Below are 16,276 nucleotides of genomic sequence, written 5' to 3' on the forward strand. Positions count from 1 at the left end.
GCGCGCTCAGAGCGCCGTGGCCAGGGTGTGGCGCAGGTACAGCTCGCGCAGCGCGGCGCACACCGGCCCCGGCCGTCCGTCGGCCACCGGCTCGCCGTCGACGGCGATGACCGGCAGCACGAAGTGCAGCGCCGAAGTCAGGATGACTTCGCGCGCCTGGCGGCATTCGTCCAGCGTGAACGGGCGCTCGACCATCGCCATGTCGCGCTCGCGCGCCAGCTCCAGGACGGCCGCGCGCGTACAGCCGGGCAGGATGTCCTGCGACAGCGGACGCACCACGATCGCGCCGGCCGCGTTGACCAGCAGCACGCTCGACGACGAGCCTTCGGTCACCACGCCCTGCGCGTCCACCATCACCGCCTCGAAGGCGCCGCGCGCCTGCGCGGCCTGCTTGGCCAGCACCTGGGCCAGCAGCGACACGCTCTTGATGTCGCGGCGCTGCCAGCGCAGGTCGGGCACGGTGGCCACCTGCACGCCGCTTTGCGCCAGCGGATTGACCCGCAGGTCTTTCTCGCTGGTGAACAGCATGACGGTCGGTTCGAGGCCGGACGGAAACGCGAAATCGCGCCTGGCGTCGGCGCCGCGCGTCACCTGCACGTAGACCGACCCTTCGCGCAGTCCGGCGCGGCTGACCAGCTCGCGGCATACGGCCAGCAGGCGCTCGCGCGGCAGCGGGTTGGCGATCCCGATCTCGCCCAGGCTGCGCGCCAGACGGGCGGCATGCCGCTCGAACTCGAGCAGCATGCCATCGATGACCGCCATGACCTCGTAGACGCCGTCGCCGAACAGGAACCCCCGGTCCATGGCCGGGACGCGCGCCTGCTCGGCAGGCACGAAACTGCCGTTGATGTAGAAAAGGGAAGACATGCGGCTACCGCCTGAGTATTGGATAACGGTTAATGGCTGATGATGCGCGAGAGGAATTCGCGCGAACGCGGCGACGCGGCGCTGCCGAAGAACTCGGCCGACGCGACGTCGTCGATGATCTCGCCGGCTTCCATGAAGACGATGCGGTCGGCCACCCGGCGCGCGAATCCCATTTCGTGGGTGACCACCATCATGGTCATGCCGTCGCGCGCCAGGCCGGTCATGACATCGAGCACTTCGCCGATCATTTCCGGGTCGAGCGCGGAGGTCGGCTCGTCGAACAGCATGACCACCGGGTCCATCGCCAGGGCGCGCGCGATCGCCACGCGCTGCTGCTGGCCGCCGGACAATTGCCCGGGATGCTTGTCGCGGTGCGCGGCCACCCCCACGCGCTCGAGCAGCGCATCCGCCTTGGCCCGCGCCTGGGCGCGGCTGCGTCCCAGCACGCTCATCTGGCCCAGGCAGACGTTCTCCAATACGCTCAGGTGCGGAAACAGCTCGAAATGCTGGAACACCATGCCCACGCGCGCACGCAGCGCTGGCAGGTCGGTGCCCGGCGCGCCCACATCGGTGCCATCGACCACGATGCGGCCGGACTCGAACGGTTCGAGCCGATTGACGCACTTGATCAGCGTCGACTTGCCCGAGCCGGACGGGCCGCACACCACCACCACCTCGCCGCGCGCCACGGCGAGCGAGCAATCCTTGAGCACCGGCAGATCGCCGTAGCACTTGCCGAGCCGTTCGATTTCTATCATGGACAACCACTCCATCTGGATACGCCCGTCCTCAGGCGCCCAGGCGCGCGCGCAGGGCGCGCACCCCGCGCGAGGCGGTAAAGGAAAGCACGAAGAACACCACAGCCACCAGCACGTACATCTCGACCAGGCGGTTGTCGCGCTGCGCGATCTTGGTGGCCGCGCCCAGGAAGTCGGGCAGCGACAGCACGTACACCAGCGCCGTTTCCTGGAAAATGACGATCACCTGGGTCAGCAGCACCGGCAGCATATTGCGCACGGCCTGCGGCAGGATCACCTTGCGCAGCACCTGGCCGTGCGTCAGGCCCAGGGCGCTGCCGGCGGCGTACTGGCCCGGCCCCACGCTGCCGATACCGGCGCGGATGATCTCCGAGAAGTACGCGGCCTCGAACAGGATGAAGGTCACGAAGGCCGAACCGGTGGCGCCCAGCACGATGGGCCGCTCGGCCTGGGTGATCCACTGCAGCAGATAGGGCAGGATGAAATAGATCAGGAAAATCACCAGCACCAGCGGCAGCGAGCGGAACAGGTTCACGTAGATGGCGGCCGGCCACGCCACCCAGCGCCGGCCGTACAGGCGCGCGATGGCCAGCAGCGCGCCCAGCACCACCCCGCCGGCCGCCGAAGACAGGGTCAGCAGCAGGCTGAAGCGCAAGCCGGTGAGAAACAGGTACGGCAACGCGTCGATGATGGCCTGATAGTCGAAGCTGCTCATGCCCTTCCCCCCTTGGCCGCCTGCGCGCGGCGCGGCGACTGCCCGGGGATGCTCACCCAGCGCTCCAGCGCGCGCATCGCCACGATCACGATCAGGTTCAGCGCCAGGTAGGCCACGGTCGCGGTCAGGAAGGCCTCGAAAACCTGGAACGAGTACTCCTGCATGGCATGCGCCTGCGCGGTCAGGTCGGCCAGGCCGATGGTCAGCGCCACCGAGGTATTCTTGATGGTGTTCAGGCAATCGGACGTCATGGTCGGCAGCACCATGCGCAAGGCATTGGGCAGCAGCACATGGCGGTACAGCTGCGGCAGGGTCAGGCCCAGCGCCAGGCCGGCCTGGCGCTGGCCCGGCGGCAACGCCTCGATGCCGGCGCGCAACTGCTCGCCGATGCGCGCCGACATATACACCCCGATGGACAGCGCCGCCGTATAGAACGACCCCTCAGGCAGCTGCTTGATCCAGTCGCCCAACGCCTTGGGCAACAGCTCGGGCAACACGAAATACCAGAGGAACATCTGGACAATCAGCGGGATGTTGCGAAACACCTCCACGTAGACGGCCGCCAGCCGCTTGACGAGCGGGTACGGCAGGGTGCGCGCCACGCCGACGGCGATGCCCAGGCCCAGCGCCAGCGCCCAGGCCAGCGCGGCGGTCTGCACCGTGACCGCCAGGCCATCGAGCAGCGTCTGCAGATAGGTCTGCCCGCCATCCGGGGAAAGGGCGAACAGCACGCCCCAGTTCCATTGATATCCCATGGTGATTCTCTGTATTCAGGCCGCATGCGGCCGCCGGCCCTCGCGGGGCCGGCGCCGCGCCGGCATGGCGGCCTTGCTTCTTCTTACTTGTAGGCGGCCGGATCGCCCGAGTCGGTCGGCGTGGCGACCACGCGCTTGAGCACCTCGCTCATTGCCACGTTCAGGTTGATGCCCTTGGGCGGCAACGGGCTCTGGTACCAGCGCTTGTACAAGGCCTCGAAATCGCCGCTGGCATACAGCGACTTGATGGTGTCGTCGACCAGGGCCTTGAACTGGGGATCGTCGCGGCGCAGCATGATGGCGTACGGTTCGATCGACAGCGAGTCGCCGGACACCTGATAGCGGTCCGGCTCCTTGGCGTTGGCGGCCAGGCCGTAGAGCAGGATGTCGTCCATGATGAATGCGGCGGCGCGGCCGGTCTCGACCATCAGGAAGCCTTCGGCGTGCTCCTTGACCGGCACCACCTTCATGCCCAGGCTGCGCGCCTCGTTGATCTCATTGGCCTGGCGGATATTGGCCGTGCCCGAGGTCGAGGCCACCGTCTTGCCCTTGAGGTCGTCGATGGTCTTCAGGTTGGCGGATTTCAGGCTGATGAAGCGGTTGCCGGTCACGAAGGTCGTCACCGAGAAAGCCACCTGCTTCTGGCGGTCCAGCGTATTGGACGTCGAGGCGCACTCCAGATCGATGGTGCCGTTGCCCATCAGCGGAATGCGCGTGGCCGAGGTCACCGGCAGGTACTTGACCTGGATATCGTCGCGCTTGATGCGCGTCTTCACCGCGTCGACGATGCGCGTGCAGATGTCGATCGAATAGCCCACCGGCTTCTGGTTGGCGTCATAGTACGAGAACGGGATCGAAGTCTCGCGGTGCCCGATGGTGATGACGCCGGTATCGGAGATTTTCTTCAGGGTTCCGTCGAGGTCGGCCGCATGGGCCTGGCCGGCGGCCGCCGCGCCGATGGCCAGCGCTGCCGTCAGCGCATTGAGAAGGCGTTTCATGGTGGTGTCTCCTATAAGGGCTGTTGTTATGGACTGCGATGCCGGCCGCGCCGGCGATCAGGCGCTAGCCGCGCCCGAACTGGTCGAACACGCGCTCCACGGCTTCCTGCGCCGGCCCGTGGCGTCGCGCGTACATACAGATTTCCATTGGAATGGCGCAGCGCCGGTCCGCCACCGCGACGATCTCGCCGTGCTCCACGGCCGCACGGGCGCTGGAATCGGGCAGCCACGCCAGCCCCACGCCGGCGCGCACCAGGTCGCGCGCGCCGTCGACGAAATCGGTCTCGCACACCCGCTGCAGGACGGCGCGCTGCAGCAGCGGCCCGCACGACAGCTCGATCAGGCGCCGGAAATAGGCGCCCTGCGCATACGACACATAGGGATAGCGCGCCTGCGGCGCCTCGCACGCCAGCTCGGCCTCGTCCAGCGCCATGCCCGCCGGGCGATACAGGCGCAAGACATCGGCCTCGACGCCTGCCCGCATATAACTCTGCGCATCGAGCTGGATGTCCTCCACGGCATGGCGAAAGCACACCAGCAGGTCCACCACGCCGGCGGCCAGCCATTCGACCGAGTCATGCACATTGCCCACGTGCAGGCGCAGCGACTCCGCGCCGCCAACCTGCTGCCAGCGCGCGCACCAGGCGGGAAAGCGCGAGGTCGCCAGGCAATGCGGCATGGCCACGCGCAACACCATGCTGTCGCGCCCGGTCGCGCCCGCTTCGCCGCGCGCGTCGATCACCTTGCGCACGATCTCGGCGGCGGCCGAGCGGAACTGCTCGCCCGCCGCCGTCAGGCGTGTCGGGAAGCAGCCCCGGTCGATCAGAGGCGTGCCGACCCAGGTCTCCAGCGACTGGATGCGCCGGCTGAAGGCCGACTGCGACACATGGCGCAGCTCGGCAGCCGTCGTAAACTGGCCGCATTCGGCCAGGGTCAGAAAATCCTGGAACCAACGTAGATCCATCACCATCACCGCGTAATCGGAAGCGCCGAATGCAGGGCAGTATAGGGATGGGTGCCTGGCCGGTTATGCGAAATCTGCATAACGCGGCGATTTGCAGGGTTACTCCTTAGGCGGATCGCCGTTGATCGTCGAACGGCCTAGCTCTCCCGCCGCGGCCAGCAGGGCCAGCGCGCGGGTGCGCAGCTGGGCGGCATACAGCACGTGGCGCTGCCGGGCCAACAGCCAGTCGGATTGCGCGCGCAGCAGCTCCGCGACGCCGCCCACCCCCGCCTCGTAGCGGCGCAGGTCCGACTCGTAGGCAGCCCGCGCGGCCTTCAGCCAGCGCAAGCTGGCCTCATGGCTGGCGCGCGCAGCCCGCAGATCGGCATAGGCGCGCGCCACGGCCGCGCCGGTCGCCAGGCGGGCCTGGTCGAGCAGAGCCTCCTGGCGCTGCACTTCGGCGCGCGCGCCCTGGACCCGATGTCTCCGGGCAAATCCGTCGAACAGCGGAATCCGCAGGTTCAGACTGGCGGACACGCTGCGCGACGAACCGGCGAACACCGAGACGTTCTCGCTACTGTTGCGATAATGGCCCAGCGAAAGATCCACCGTCGGCATATCCGTGGCCCGCGCCACATCGACCTGGGCGGTGGCCGCTGCCAGGCCCGCCTGCGCCGCCTTGATCGCGGGATGACGCTGCCGGGCGTCCCGCAGCCATTGGGCGAGCTCCCGATCTTCGATCCGTTGCGGCGCCAGCGGCCCCGGCGCCAGGACGATCGGCGTGGCCGGATCGACGCCCAGGACCTGCGCCAGGCCCGCCAGCGCGCGTGCCTGCGCGCCTTCGGCCTGCGCCTGCGCCAGGCGCGCGCGCTCCAGGGCAGCCTGTGCATGCAGCACATCGCCGTGGCTGTCCAGGCCTGCGCGCGCGCGGCGTGCCGCGACGCTGGCCGAACGCCGGGCGATCTCCGTGTCTTCCACCGCAGTGCGCAGTGCCTGCCGCGCCGTGGCCGCCTCGTAATAGGCGCCGGCCACTTCGGCCAGCTTGTCCTGCAGCACCGCGCCGTAGGCCTGCGCGGCCTCGTCCAGTTGCGCCCGTGCCGCCCGCAGGGCGGCCGAACGGGCGCCCGAGTCGAACAGGCGCCAGGCCAGCGTTGCCGCCATCACATTGTTGCGAACCCCGTCCTCGCCCAGCCCCGTGCTGCGCCGCTGCGCCGAACGCCCGGCACTCAACGCGACGCTGGGATAATAGGGCGCACGCGCCAGCCCGACCTCGGCCGACCGCGCCTTGATCCGCGCCCAACCCTGGCGCAAGGCCGGGCTGTGGCACAGCGCCAGGTCGACCGCCTCGAGCAAGGCCAGGTCGTCGAGCCGATCGGCCGGCGGCGGACAAGGCCACGAGACGGCAGGCGCCGCCTGCCCCTCGAACGCGGGCGGCGTTGCCAGGCCATCGCGCGCCCGCGCCCCGCCCCCCACGCTCAGCGCGAACCCGGCCCATAACGCCAGGATCAGGCCCCGACCACGCCACCTGACCTGCACTGCGGCCATGCTAGCGCTCCCCCAGGCTTTCGCCGGCATGCCGCGCCACCGGGCTGAGCAGATACTCGATGAGGCGCCGCGAGCCGGTCCGGATATCGGCCTGCACCGCCATGCCTTCCTTGAGCCGCTGTGGCTGGCCGTCCACCTCCAAGGTCGCTTGCGCCAGCGCGATCGTCACGCGGTACGAGTGCTGCTGCCGGTCGTCGACCACAGTATCCGGAGACACATGCAACACCGTGCCTTCGAGCGTGCCGTACTTCGTATAGTCGTAGGCGCCGACCTTGACGCTGGCGGGCGCGCCCGCCCTGACAAAGCCGATGTCCTTGCTGTCGAGTTGAGCCTGCACCTGAATGCCGGCGCCGCTGGGCACCACCATCATCAAGGGCTGGGTCGCGGCCACCGCCGTTCCCTCGGTCAGCGCAACCAGCTGCTGCACGACGCCATCGACAGGCGCGGTCAGCACCAACCGGCTGCGCTGGGCACTCGTGCGCGCGATCTCCTGCTCGGCCTGCGCAGCCAGCTTGCGCGCCAGGACCAGCGTCTCGAACGCCTGGCGTCGCGTCTGGGTCTGCAGCGCGGCGCGCTGCGCCTCGCTCTGGCGCAACCGGCCTTCCAGGGTCGTACGCGCCTGTTCTTTTTCCAGGTAGGCCTGCTGCGATACGTCGCCGTCGCGCCGCAGGCCACGATGAGCATGGGCGATCTGCGTCACCAGCCCAAGCTCGCGCCGATAGGCGGCGATTGCCGCCTCGATGGAGCGCAATTGCGCCTGATAGTCGGCATACTGGCTGTCCAGATATGACTGGGCCGCCATCATGCCGGGATCGGCAGGCAGCTCGGCCAATACCGGCGCGCGCCCGGTATCCAGCGCCCGGATCATGGCGCGGGAGCGGGCCTCGTCCTGGCGCGCCTGCGCAGCCTGGACACGCCATTTGCGTTCTTCCGCGTCCGTCACGCCCGCGTCGAGCCGCAGCAGCACGTCGCCGGCGGCCACGCGGCTATTGTCGGCGACCAGCACGCGCGCAACGCGGCCGGTGTCGGACGCCGCGATGATCTTGCTCTGGCCCACCGGCACCACCTTGCCGGCTGCATGCACGACGATCTCGGTCTTGCCCACTACCGACCAGACCAGCGCGCCCGCCGCCAGCGCCATCAGTATGCGCGCCAGCCAACGGGCCGTGGGCGATATCGGACGCTCCTGCAGCGACAACGCGGAAGGCAGGAACTCGGTCTCCACCGGATCGAACCAGCCTGCCGGGCGTCGATGGCGCTGACGCCAGCTGGCCGCCAGCACCCGGCCATGGCGGACCGCGAGTTCGCGCAGTGCGCGTCTCATCCCGCCTCCCCTGCCTGCAGCGCCTGCAGGCGCGCGTACAGGCCGCCGGCGGCCAGCAGCGTTTCGTGGCTGCCGCACTCGGCCACCTCGCCGCCCTCCATCACGACGATGCGATCGGCGCAGCGCACGGCGGAGAGCCGGTGGGCGATGATGATCACGGTGCGGCCTTCGCAGATATCGCGCATATTGCGCTGGATGATGTGCTCCGACTCGTAGTCCAGCGCGCTGGTGGCCTCGTCCAGGATCAGCACGCGCGGGCGATGGATCAGCGCGCGGGCGATGCCGATGCGCTGGCGCTGGCCGCCCGACAATCCCACGCCGTTCTCGCCCAGCATGGTGTCGTAGCCTTCAGGCAACTGGCAGATGAACTCGTGCGCTCCCGCCAGCCGCGCCGCCGCCACCACTTCGTGCATGCTCGCGCCGGGGCGGGTCAGCGCAATGTTGTCGCGTACGCTGCGGTTGAACAGCGTGCTTTCCTGCAGCACAACGCCCAGCTGGCGCCGCAGCGAAGCGCTGTCCACGATGCCGATGTCATGGCCGTCGATCAGCACCCGGCCGCGGTCGGCGACGAACATGCGCTGTATCAGCCGAGTCAGCGTACTCTTGCCCGACCCGGAACGCCCTACCACACCCACCACTTCGCCCGGCGCAATGCGCAGGCTGACATTGCGCAGCGCATCGGCGGCGTCCGGCCGATAGCGAAACGATACCCGGTCCAGCTCGATGGAACCGCGCAGCGCCGGCAATTGCGCCTTGTCGCCGGCCACCTCGGTACGGCAGTTCAGGATGTCGCCCAGACGCTGCATCGAAACGCCGGTCTGCTGGAAATCGTTCCACAGCTGCGCCAACCGGATCACGGGTTGCGTCACATGGCCGGACAGCATGTTGAAGGCCACCAGTTCACCCACGGTCATGCGCTGCGCGACCACCTCGGTGGCGCCCACCCACAGGACTCCCAGCGCAACCAGCCGGCTGATCAGCGTCACGCCGGTGTTGGCCAGCATGGCGACGTTAGCCACCGACAGGCCGGCCACGACGTAGCCGGCAAGCTGTCGGTCCCAGTGCCGCTGCCACTGCGGCTCGACCGCCAGCGACTTGACGGTATCGATGCCGCTGACGGTCTCCACCAGGAAGGCCTGGTTCTCGGCGCCACGGTTGAACTTGACATCCAGGCGGCGGCGCAGCACCGGCGTCAGCACCAGCGACAGAAGAAAATAGCAAGGCAGCGCCGCCAGCACGACCAGCGTCAGCTTCACGCTGTAGAAGAACATGACGGCGATGAACACGACGGAAAACACCACATCGAGCAGCACCGTCACGGCATTGCCGGTAAGAAAGGCGCGGATGTTCTCCAGTTCGCGCACGCGGGCCACCGAGTCGCCCACCCGGCGCGCCTGGAAGTACGCCAGCGGCAAGCGCAGCAGATGCGCGTAAAGGCGCGCGCCCAGCTCCACATCCAGCTTGCTGCTGGTATGCGCGAACAGGTAAGTACGTATGCCGGTCAACAGGGCCTCGAACAGGATGGCCGCCAGGAACCCCACTGCGATGACATTGAGCGTTTCCATGGCGTTGTTGACCAGCACTTTGTCCATGACCACCTGGAAGAACAAGGGCGTCAACAGGGCAATGAACTGCAGCACCAACGAAATCAGCAGCACCTCGCCGATGAGATGGCGATGCTTGACCAGCGCCGGAATGAACCAGCTGAAGTCAAAGCGCGCCAGGGCCTGCGTCGGGCTGGCCGCGCAAGCACAAAGCAGCAGCTCTCCCGCCCACAGCGCCTCGAACTCGGCCTGCCCCAGGCGCGCGGGCGCCTGGCCCGGACGCTGGATGAGTACGGCCTGGTCCGCGCCGGACTCGAAGCGGGCAAGAACAAAGTAGCCGCCCTGCCGGTCCAGCGCGATGGCCGGCAGCGGCGCGCGTGGCAGCCGCGCTGGCGCGGGTCGGTGCCGCCGCACTTTCAGGCCGACCCGGCGCGCCGCCAGCTGTATCGTCTCGCCACAGAATGCCTGCTCGGCGAACTCATGCCGCAACTGCTCGGGATCGGCTGCCAATCCGTGATAGCGAGCCAGCATGACCAGGCAGAGCAACCCGGAATCGGGCACGCTGGCGCATTGCGCCACGGGCGACGTCATGGGAAATACCTCGGGGAAAAACGCAAAGAGACGGCGCCGCCGCGCGAGGCAGGCGGGCCGTGATCCACGGCGCTTCAGCGCCAGTTGACAGCCAGGGACTGCATCAGCGTGTCCGGCACGCGCGCCGCCGGCGGGGCAGCCGCCGCCGCGCCGGGGTCCGGGTACTGCGCCATTGCCTCGACCAGCTTTTCGATGCCGGCCGGGTCTATGGCCTGGTTGGCGGCATGGATGGCTTCCACCCGGTGATCGGCGTCGCGATACCAGTCGTGCACGGTAAGTGCATCGTCGGTGCCAAGAATGCGGATCTCCAGGTCGTTGCCCTGGCGCGCAAACCACAGCTGGTCCGCCCCCGCGTTGATACGGATGGTGTCATGGCCGCCGCCCGATTCGTAGATCGTGTCATGTCCGTACCCGGCCCCGAACAGATAGGTATCATCGCCCTGCCCGCCGAACAGATCGTCGTTGCCCGCATCGCCGCTGAGCAGGTCCGAGCCCTCGTCGCCCAGCAGCACATCGTCGCCGGCGCCGCCGGACAGCACGTCGTTGCCCGTCAGGCCATTGAGGACGTTGGCGCCTGCGTCGCCGATCAGCACGTCATCACGCACGCTGCCCACGGCGTTCTCGATATGGCGCAACACGTTGCTGGTTTCGGGTTCGTCCATCAGGCTGGCGAACCCCTTGCCCAGGCTCAGGAATACGCCCTTTGCGCCGGCGTCGAGGCCCCGGCCCGGGCCGCTGAAATCCACGGTATCGTTGCCGTCACCACCGTCGAGCAGATTGCCGGCATTGGCGGCATCCTGGAAGAACCAGTCGTCACCGGCTTCGCCGTACAAGCGGTCGCGTCCGGCGTCGCCCGACAGCTGGTCGTCGCCCTCGCCGCCCAGCAGCACATCGTCGCCCTCGCCGCCCGCAAGCACGTCGGCGCCACCCGCGCCGCGCAGTACATTGGCCTGCGCATCGCCCGTGATGCGGTCGGCCAGTTCCGTGCCCACCACATTTTCGATGCCGGAAACCGTATCGTAGGCGCTGCTGCCGGCCTCGCCCAGCTTGTCGACGCGGCCGGCGCCCAGGTCCGCCAGAATACCCAGCCCGATGCGACCCGTGGCAACGCCGGCATGCGCGCCCGCCTGGCTGTAATCCACGGTATCCACCCCAGCCCCGCCGCGCAGCACGTCATGCTCGCGCGCCGGCGTCTGGCCGAACCAATCGTTGCCCGCGCCGCCTTCAAGGGTATCGTCGCCCAGCCCTCCGTAGAGGGTATCGTTGCCGGCGTCTCCATACAGCATGTCGTTGCCGTCGCCGCCGAACAGCAGATCATCGCCGTCGCCGCCGCGCACGGTATCGTCGCCGCCCTGGCCCATCAGGGTATTGGCTTGCGCGTCGCCGATGAGCACATCCTTCATGCTCGTGCCGATGACGTTTTCGACATTGCGGACACTGTCGTAATAGTCCACGCCCAGCGCGGACGCCTTGCGCACCCATTCCCTGGACAGGTCCGCCTCGATCCCGAAGCCGTATTCATGCGGCGCAACGATCTTGCCTGCATGGATCATGGCGGAATAGTCGACGGTGTCCAGCCCCGCGCCGCCGTCGATGTCATCGCTGACGGTCTCGTCGTCCTGCAGGAAGATGTCGTTGCCGTCCTCGCCATACAGCGTGTCCAGGCCCAGGCCGCCGCGCAGGATATCGTCGCCGCCCCGGCCGTGTATCGTGTCGTTGCCATCGTCGCCCCAGAGCTCGTTGTCCCGGTCGTCGCCGGCGATGCTGTCGTTCAGGCTGGAGCCGTGCAGATTCTCGATATTCTTGACATGGTCGACGCTGAACAGGTTCAGGGCCGGCCACTTCTCGACCGTGCCCTTTTGAAGATCGGCATGGATGCCCGTTTCGCCCATGCGTTCGAGGCGTTCCTCGGAAGGCTGGTGCACGTTGTACTTCACGGTATCGACGCCCGCGCCGCCATCGAGCTGGTTGCTCCATACCCCCAGGTCCTGCAGGAATACGTCGTCGCCAGCGCCACCGACGACCGTGTTGTGGCCCTCGCCGCCGACCAGTGTGTCGTTGCCGGCGCCGCCATCCAGCCTGTCGTCGCCCGCCCCGCCGGCCAGGAAGTTGTCGTGCGCATTGCCGGTGATCGAATCGTTGCCGGCCCCGCCGATGATGTGCTGCACATGCTCGAGCGTGTCGACCTCCACCAGTTGCCCGACACGGGCCAGCTCGACATGGCGGTATTGGACATTCTCCGTGCGCTTGCCGTAGGCGGTTTTCTGGGTAGCCACGCCTTCGCGATACACGTTGGCGTTGTTCAACTGCTTGCGCACGTTGAAACGTTCCCCGTCGGCGGACACGGTAATGGAATCCTGTCGGCCCAGGGCGGCATAGCTGACCGTGTTGGTTCCCGCGCCGCCGTCGTAATGGATGCGCGAAGCATTGGCAAGCACGACATCATCGCCATCTCCGCCGATCACCTCCAGTTTGATGCTGTGCTTGAGCACGCCATTGGCGTCGACCAGTTGCGACACCACCTTGGCCAGATCGATGGTGGTGTCGGCCGCGCCGTCCCGGATGCGCCAGCGGTCCTGCTTGCCCACGATCTCGACGAATGTGGTGAATTCGCTCTTGCCCGTCTTCGTGCGCCGGCGCTGCTCTTCTCCTGGCGCGGCCAGCGGCGTGATGAACGTCAGCGCCGGCCGCTCGCCCTTGCGGCTGGCGATATCGATGCCGCCGGCGGCGACGTCGAGTACCACCGGCTGGCCGGCCACCCGCTCGCCCTGGATGAAGCGGTCCACGAACACGTCGGCGGATTTCAGGTTGTCCGCGTTGCCGGTAATGGCGGCCAGTTCGAGCGCCGACTTGGAAATCTCTGTCGTCTGCACCCCGATCACGCTGCTGGCGTTCCACCCGGCCTGCAGGTCGGCCAGCATTTTCCGTAGGCCGTCCGAATTGGCCAGTTGTTCGTGACGCGCCTGCAGGTTTTTCTCGAAGTACGCTTGCGGCCCGCCCAGCTCGTCGATCTTGCGAGCGTAATCATTGGCCAGCTTTTCGATGATGGGCTGCTGCACGCCGCGCAGGATGCCGTTGAGAGCCCCGGTCAACAAGGAAGTGACCACCGCCACCGGGGCGCCTACCACGCTGGCCGCCGCGGCGATCGACACCGCCGCCCCCACCGTGCTCAGGACGGCGGAGACGCCGGCGACGGCGCCCTCGGCGGCCGTCTTGTCGCGATACAGCTGGGCCAGCAAGGCGTCGCCCTCGTAACCGTATGCGCTCGATTCCTGCGCCAGCTTGTCCAGCTGATCCGCATAGTGCGATTGCTGCACCAGGCCGTAGATCTCCATGGGACTGAGCGCCGCGGCCAATGCGCCGGCAGCCGCCCCGGCCGACGCCCCCGCCACCTGCAAGCCGCTGGTCACGCCGCGCGCCGCGGCCAGCGCCAACGCGATGGAAGAAGCCAGCTCGACCGTTCCACCTGTCAACTGCAGCGCGATCTCGGCGCCGGCGGCGGCCTTCTGTCCGGCCGGCGCGTCATCGGTCAACGACATCCCGGCGCCAACGGCCGCGGCGATGCCGCCTCCCAGCGCCATCGCGCCGCCAGCCACGCCGAAACCGCCGGCCCAGCGCGAAGACCCGCGGAAAAAACCGCTCACGGTTTCGGCCACGGCGCTGCTGGCCTCGCCCAAGCCGAACACGGCCGCCGACAACGAGGCCGCTTCCTGCGGCGTGTTGGTGGAACCGGCCCGGCCGAATTGCGTCATCAGGGCAATGGCATGAACCAGCCGCTGCGCCGCCGCCACCGCCTGGGCGCCCTGCAGCGCCCGCTGCCCCCAGTGCGCCGACGCACCGCTCACGCCCGGCTCGGCATCGTCCTGCCGCGCCCCGGCGTGCAAGACTTGCCGGGTCATTTCCAGTTCCGCCGCTTCCACGGCGGCCATGTCGGACACCTCGCCCAACGAGAACGATCGCGATCCCACCCCATCAAGGCTGTCATAGCCGGAATCCTGGCGTTCCACTGCGCCCAGCGACGGCCGCCGCAATCCGGGTGACGCCGGCACCGTTTCCAGTACATCCGGCGAGGACTTCGAACGTCCGCTCGGCACGCCGGGCGCGGCTCCCAGCCCATCGTCGAACAGGCTTTTCCCCGCCACGCCGTATGCACGGTTCTCGTAGAAGACATAGCCCTCGCCGCGCTGCTGGCCAATGTATTCCTTCAGTTGCCCGCGCGTGAGCATCTGGCTTTCACCGGTGGCCGATACGACGAAAATCTTCTCATCTGCCTCCGGGAAAGGATTGTTCTGCTCAGTGCCATGCTGGACCACGTCCTGCGCGCCGACGGCGTGCGCCCGCCTGTTCAGCGCATTGCGCACTTCCAGCTCGAAATCGGTGATCACGCCGATATTCATGTCGCCGTCGTAGCGGAACTGGCGACGCGCCTCGGTGCCCACTGCGGAACGGGCGCCGGCGCGAGCGATTTTCCACAACAAGTCGATGCGTTCGCGATCCAGGCCGCCCGTGGCCTCGCTGGCGGCCCGCCGCGTGCGCGCCAGGTAATCGGTCACCGAATCGCCGCTGGTCACCGAACTGCGCGCCGAGTCGCGGAAGTTGGACAGATGCGGCATGATGGCGAACATGTCGATATCCGCCGTCAGTGGAATACCGGCGGCATTGCCGATCACCTTGACCGCCTCGAAATCGTCGCCGCCCTTGCGACGATACTGCACGGCATAGCGCCCGTCCGAGGTTTCCTTCACGCGAAACTCGAACTGCTCGTAGCCTGCGTGGTTGCTCGCGACCACGCCATCGGCCATGCCGGTGACCAGGCCCGCTTGCCGCAGATAGTCAAGCCGCTCTTTCGACAGCGTCAGGTCGACCGCGGTATGGCCATGCGCCAGGCTGCTGTTGACGTCGTTGTCGGCCCGCGCGATCACCTCGGGCGCACGGCCGAACAGTTTGGAAAGATTCGGGTTGACGGGAATGTAGCCCGCCTGCAACCCCCAATCGGACGACTTGGCGTGCACGCCCAATCCTTTGGTGGCCACGCCTTCGGCAATCAGGCTGGTGGAATGGGGGTTGACCAGGCGGAACATCAATGTGGCGTTTTTTTCCTTCGCCACGGCCTTGATGCCATCGAGTACGGCTGCGGGGATGCCAGACTCCCGGTCGGCGGCGTTTGCGTAACCAGCCTGATGCGATTGCTGCATGTGGATCTGTCGATAAGTAGTCGATTGAACGGATTCGCACCGACGCAACCGGTGTGTAGCGCTCAGAACCTCATCCTTCTGCAAGAACCAAACATCCAGCACGTCGTATGACGATGGGCGAAATTATTCCAACATTCGCAATGAAAAATGCACAAATTCCCACCAATCCGGAAAATTTGGATCCACCCTACTCGGACAGGAAAATCATCCTAAACACAAAGCGCATATTTCTTTCTAATGAAAAGAAGAACAAGGCTTCAAGGGAGATAAATAAGCGAGCAAGCGCCAACGCGATCGCGACAACAACATTGCACATGTTCGACAAAAGCAGGCGCCGCGACCGAGGCATCGCCCGAAATACGGACATATCCTGGAAACATGTAAGAAAAGCCATTCCGTCGCAACCATGATGCGCCGGCGGCTTGCCATGCGCGCACCCAACACGGAATATGCCCCCCGCTCCACCATGCACCGATGTCATGCTTCCGTCCGCCCAAGCGCCCTCCCTCCTCAATCCCACCGACGACTTCGCGGCACTGGGCAATATTGCCTGGCTGTGGATGAACTCTCCCATGCACCGCGACTGGCCGGTGCATCTGCTCGCACGCAACACGCTCGCGCCGATTCAGCTGGGCCAATACATTCTGCTGCGATGCAATGACGTGCCGGTTGCATACTGCAGCTGGGCCCTCATGGACGCCGACACCGAACTCTCCTATGTCATGGCGCCCTCGTCGCTGGGCGGGAATGCCTGGAACTGCGGCGACCGACTGTGGATCATCGACTGGATCGCGCCATTCTCGCGCGACGACAATCGTGCGCTGCGCCGCGCGCTGGCCGAACGGCACCCCGACAGCGTGGGCCGTTCGCTGCGCGTTCGGCGCGGCGGCGACACCGCGCGCGTCAAGGAGTACCGAGGCCGCGCGCTGGACGCGGCCGCCGCTCGCGCGCAGCTGGACCGCTACCATGCCGAACTGATCGCAGGACTGCGCGCGAGCAACGGCGGATACGCGCCGCGAGGCCGGGGCACCGCCTGATCGC

General features: G+C 67.3%; 12 protein-coding genes. 2 read left to right on the top strand and 10 right to left on the bottom strand.

Annotated elements, in window-relative coordinates; genetic code table 11:
• Positions 1–6: 6 nt before the first annotated feature.
• The 10 genes from EL288_RS22520 to cyaA all read right to left on the bottom strand — a co-directional run bounded on the left by EL288_RS22520 (position 7) and on the right by cyaA (position 15,235).
• Entirely contained in the window at positions 7–867 is an 861-nt protein-coding gene (locus EL288_RS22520) for a D-amino acid aminotransferase (protein ID WP_033458467.1), read from the bottom strand.
• Between the two features lie 29 nt (positions 868–896).
• The gene (locus EL288_RS22525; protein WP_003807500.1) at positions 897–1,640 is read right to left on the bottom strand and encodes an amino acid ABC transporter ATP-binding protein; all 744 of its coding nucleotides are present in this window, start codon (positions 1,638–1,640) and stop codon (positions 897–899) included.
• A gap of 16 nt (positions 1,641–1,656) precedes the next feature.
• The gene (locus tag EL288_RS22530; protein ID WP_003807497.1) at positions 1,657–2,340 is read right to left on the bottom strand and encodes an amino acid ABC transporter permease; all 684 of its coding nucleotides are present in this window, start codon (positions 2,338–2,340) and stop codon (positions 1,657–1,659) included.
• The gene (locus EL288_RS22535) at positions 2,337–3,095 is read right to left on the bottom strand and encodes an amino acid ABC transporter permease (protein WP_003807494.1); all 759 of its coding nucleotides are present in this window, start codon (positions 3,093–3,095) and stop codon (positions 2,337–2,339) included. The genes EL288_RS22530 and EL288_RS22535 overlap by 4 nt, the downstream gene beginning before the upstream one ends.
• Positions 3,096–3,178: 83 nt before the next feature.
• Positions 3,179–4,093, bottom strand: coding sequence for an amino acid ABC transporter substrate-binding protein (locus EL288_RS22540; protein WP_003807491.1), 915 nt, complete (start codon positions 4,091–4,093; stop codon positions 3,179–3,181).
• Between the two features lie 64 nt (positions 4,094–4,157).
• Positions 4,158–5,066, bottom strand: a complete 909-nt coding sequence (locus EL288_RS22545; protein WP_003807489.1) for a LysR family transcriptional regulator — start codon at positions 5,064–5,066, stop codon at positions 4,158–4,160.
• Positions 5,067–5,156: 90 nt separating this feature from the next.
• Entirely contained in the window at positions 5,157–6,581 is a 1,425-nt protein-coding gene (cyaE, locus tag EL288_RS22550) for a cyclolysin secretion protein CyaE (RefSeq protein WP_033449944.1), read from the bottom strand.
• Between the two features lies 1 nt (position 6,582).
• The gene (gene cyaD, locus EL288_RS22555; RefSeq protein WP_003807486.1) at positions 6,583–7,905 is read right to left on the bottom strand and encodes a cyclolysin T1SS periplasmic adaptor subunit CyaD; all 1,323 of its coding nucleotides are present in this window, start codon (positions 7,903–7,905) and stop codon (positions 6,583–6,585) included.
• Positions 7,902–10,040 carry a cyclolysin T1SS permease/ATPase CyaB gene (cyaB, locus tag EL288_RS22560; protein WP_033458470.1) on the bottom strand — a complete coding sequence of 713 codons (2,139 nt, stop codon included), beginning with the start codon at positions 10,038–10,040 and terminating at the stop codon, positions 7,902–7,904. Before cyaB ends, cyaD begins: the two co-directional genes overlap by 4 nt.
• A 74-nt stretch (positions 10,041–10,114) precedes the next feature.
• Positions 10,115–15,235, bottom strand: a complete 5,121-nt coding sequence (gene cyaA / locus EL288_RS22565; RefSeq protein ID WP_126622036.1) for a bifunctional adenylate cyclase toxin/hemolysin CyaA — start codon at positions 15,233–15,235, stop codon at positions 10,115–10,117.
• Between the two features lie 107 nt (positions 15,236–15,342).
• On the opposite strand from cyaA, the gene EL288_RS24385 reads away from it, so the two are divergent.
• A complete protein-coding gene (locus EL288_RS24385; protein WP_153566166.1) occupies positions 15,343–15,645 on the top strand; it encodes a hypothetical protein in 303 nt (100 codons plus the stop codon).
• A gap of 69 nt (positions 15,646–15,714) precedes the next feature.
• Complete coding sequence (cyaC, locus tag EL288_RS22575; RefSeq protein WP_010929994.1) at positions 15,715–16,272, top strand: cyclolysin-activating lysine-acyltransferase; 558 nt, start codon at positions 15,715–15,717, stop codon at positions 16,270–16,272.
• The last annotated feature ends 4 nt before the right edge of the window (positions 16,273–16,276 follow it).

The organism is Bordetella bronchiseptica, from assembly GCF_900636925.1.
Taxonomy (GTDB): Bacteria; Pseudomonadota; Gammaproteobacteria; order Burkholderiales; family Burkholderiaceae_B; genus Bordetella; species Bordetella pertussis.

What these genes read in the sequence shown, in the direction of transcription:
- EL288_RS22525 (WP_003807500.1), bottom strand. Translation starts at nt 1,640, where the DNA reads ATGGAGTGGTTGTCCATGATAGAAATCGAACGGCTCGGCAAGTGCTAC.
- cyaC (WP_010929994.1), top strand. Translation starts at nt 15,715, where the DNA reads ATGCTTCCGTCCGCCCAAGCGCCCTCCCTCCTCAATCCCACCGACGAC.
- cyaB (WP_033458470.1), bottom strand. Translation starts at nt 10,040, where the DNA reads ATGACGTCGCCCGTGGCGCAATGCGCCAGCGTGCCCGATTCCGGGTTG.
- cyaA (WP_126622036.1), bottom strand. Translation starts at nt 15,235, where the DNA reads ATGCAGCAATCGCATCAGGCTGGTTACGCAAACGCCGCCGACCGGGAG.
- EL288_RS22520 (WP_033458467.1), bottom strand. Translation starts at nt 867, where the DNA reads ATGTCTTCCCTTTTCTACATCAACGGCAGTTTCGTGCCTGCCGAGCAG.
- EL288_RS22535 (WP_003807494.1), bottom strand. Translation starts at nt 3,095, where the DNA reads ATGGGATATCAATGGAACTGGGGCGTGCTGTTCGCCCTTTCCCCGGAT.
- EL288_RS22530 (WP_003807497.1), bottom strand. Translation starts at nt 2,340, where the DNA reads ATGAGCAGCTTCGACTATCAGGCCATCATCGACGCGTTGCCGTACCTG.
- cyaD (WP_003807486.1), bottom strand. Translation starts at nt 7,905, where the DNA reads ATGAGACGCGCACTGCGCGAACTCGCGGTCCGCCATGGCCGGGTGCTG.
- EL288_RS24385 (WP_153566166.1), top strand. Translation starts at nt 15,343, where the DNA reads ATGACGATGGGCGAAATTATTCCAACATTCGCAATGAAAAATGCACAA.
- cyaE (WP_033449944.1), bottom strand. Translation starts at nt 6,581, where the DNA reads ATGGCCGCAGTGCAGGTCAGGTGGCGTGGTCGGGGCCTGATCCTGGCG.
- EL288_RS22540 (WP_003807491.1), bottom strand. Translation starts at nt 4,093, where the DNA reads ATGAAACGCCTTCTCAATGCGCTGACGGCAGCGCTGGCCATCGGCGCG.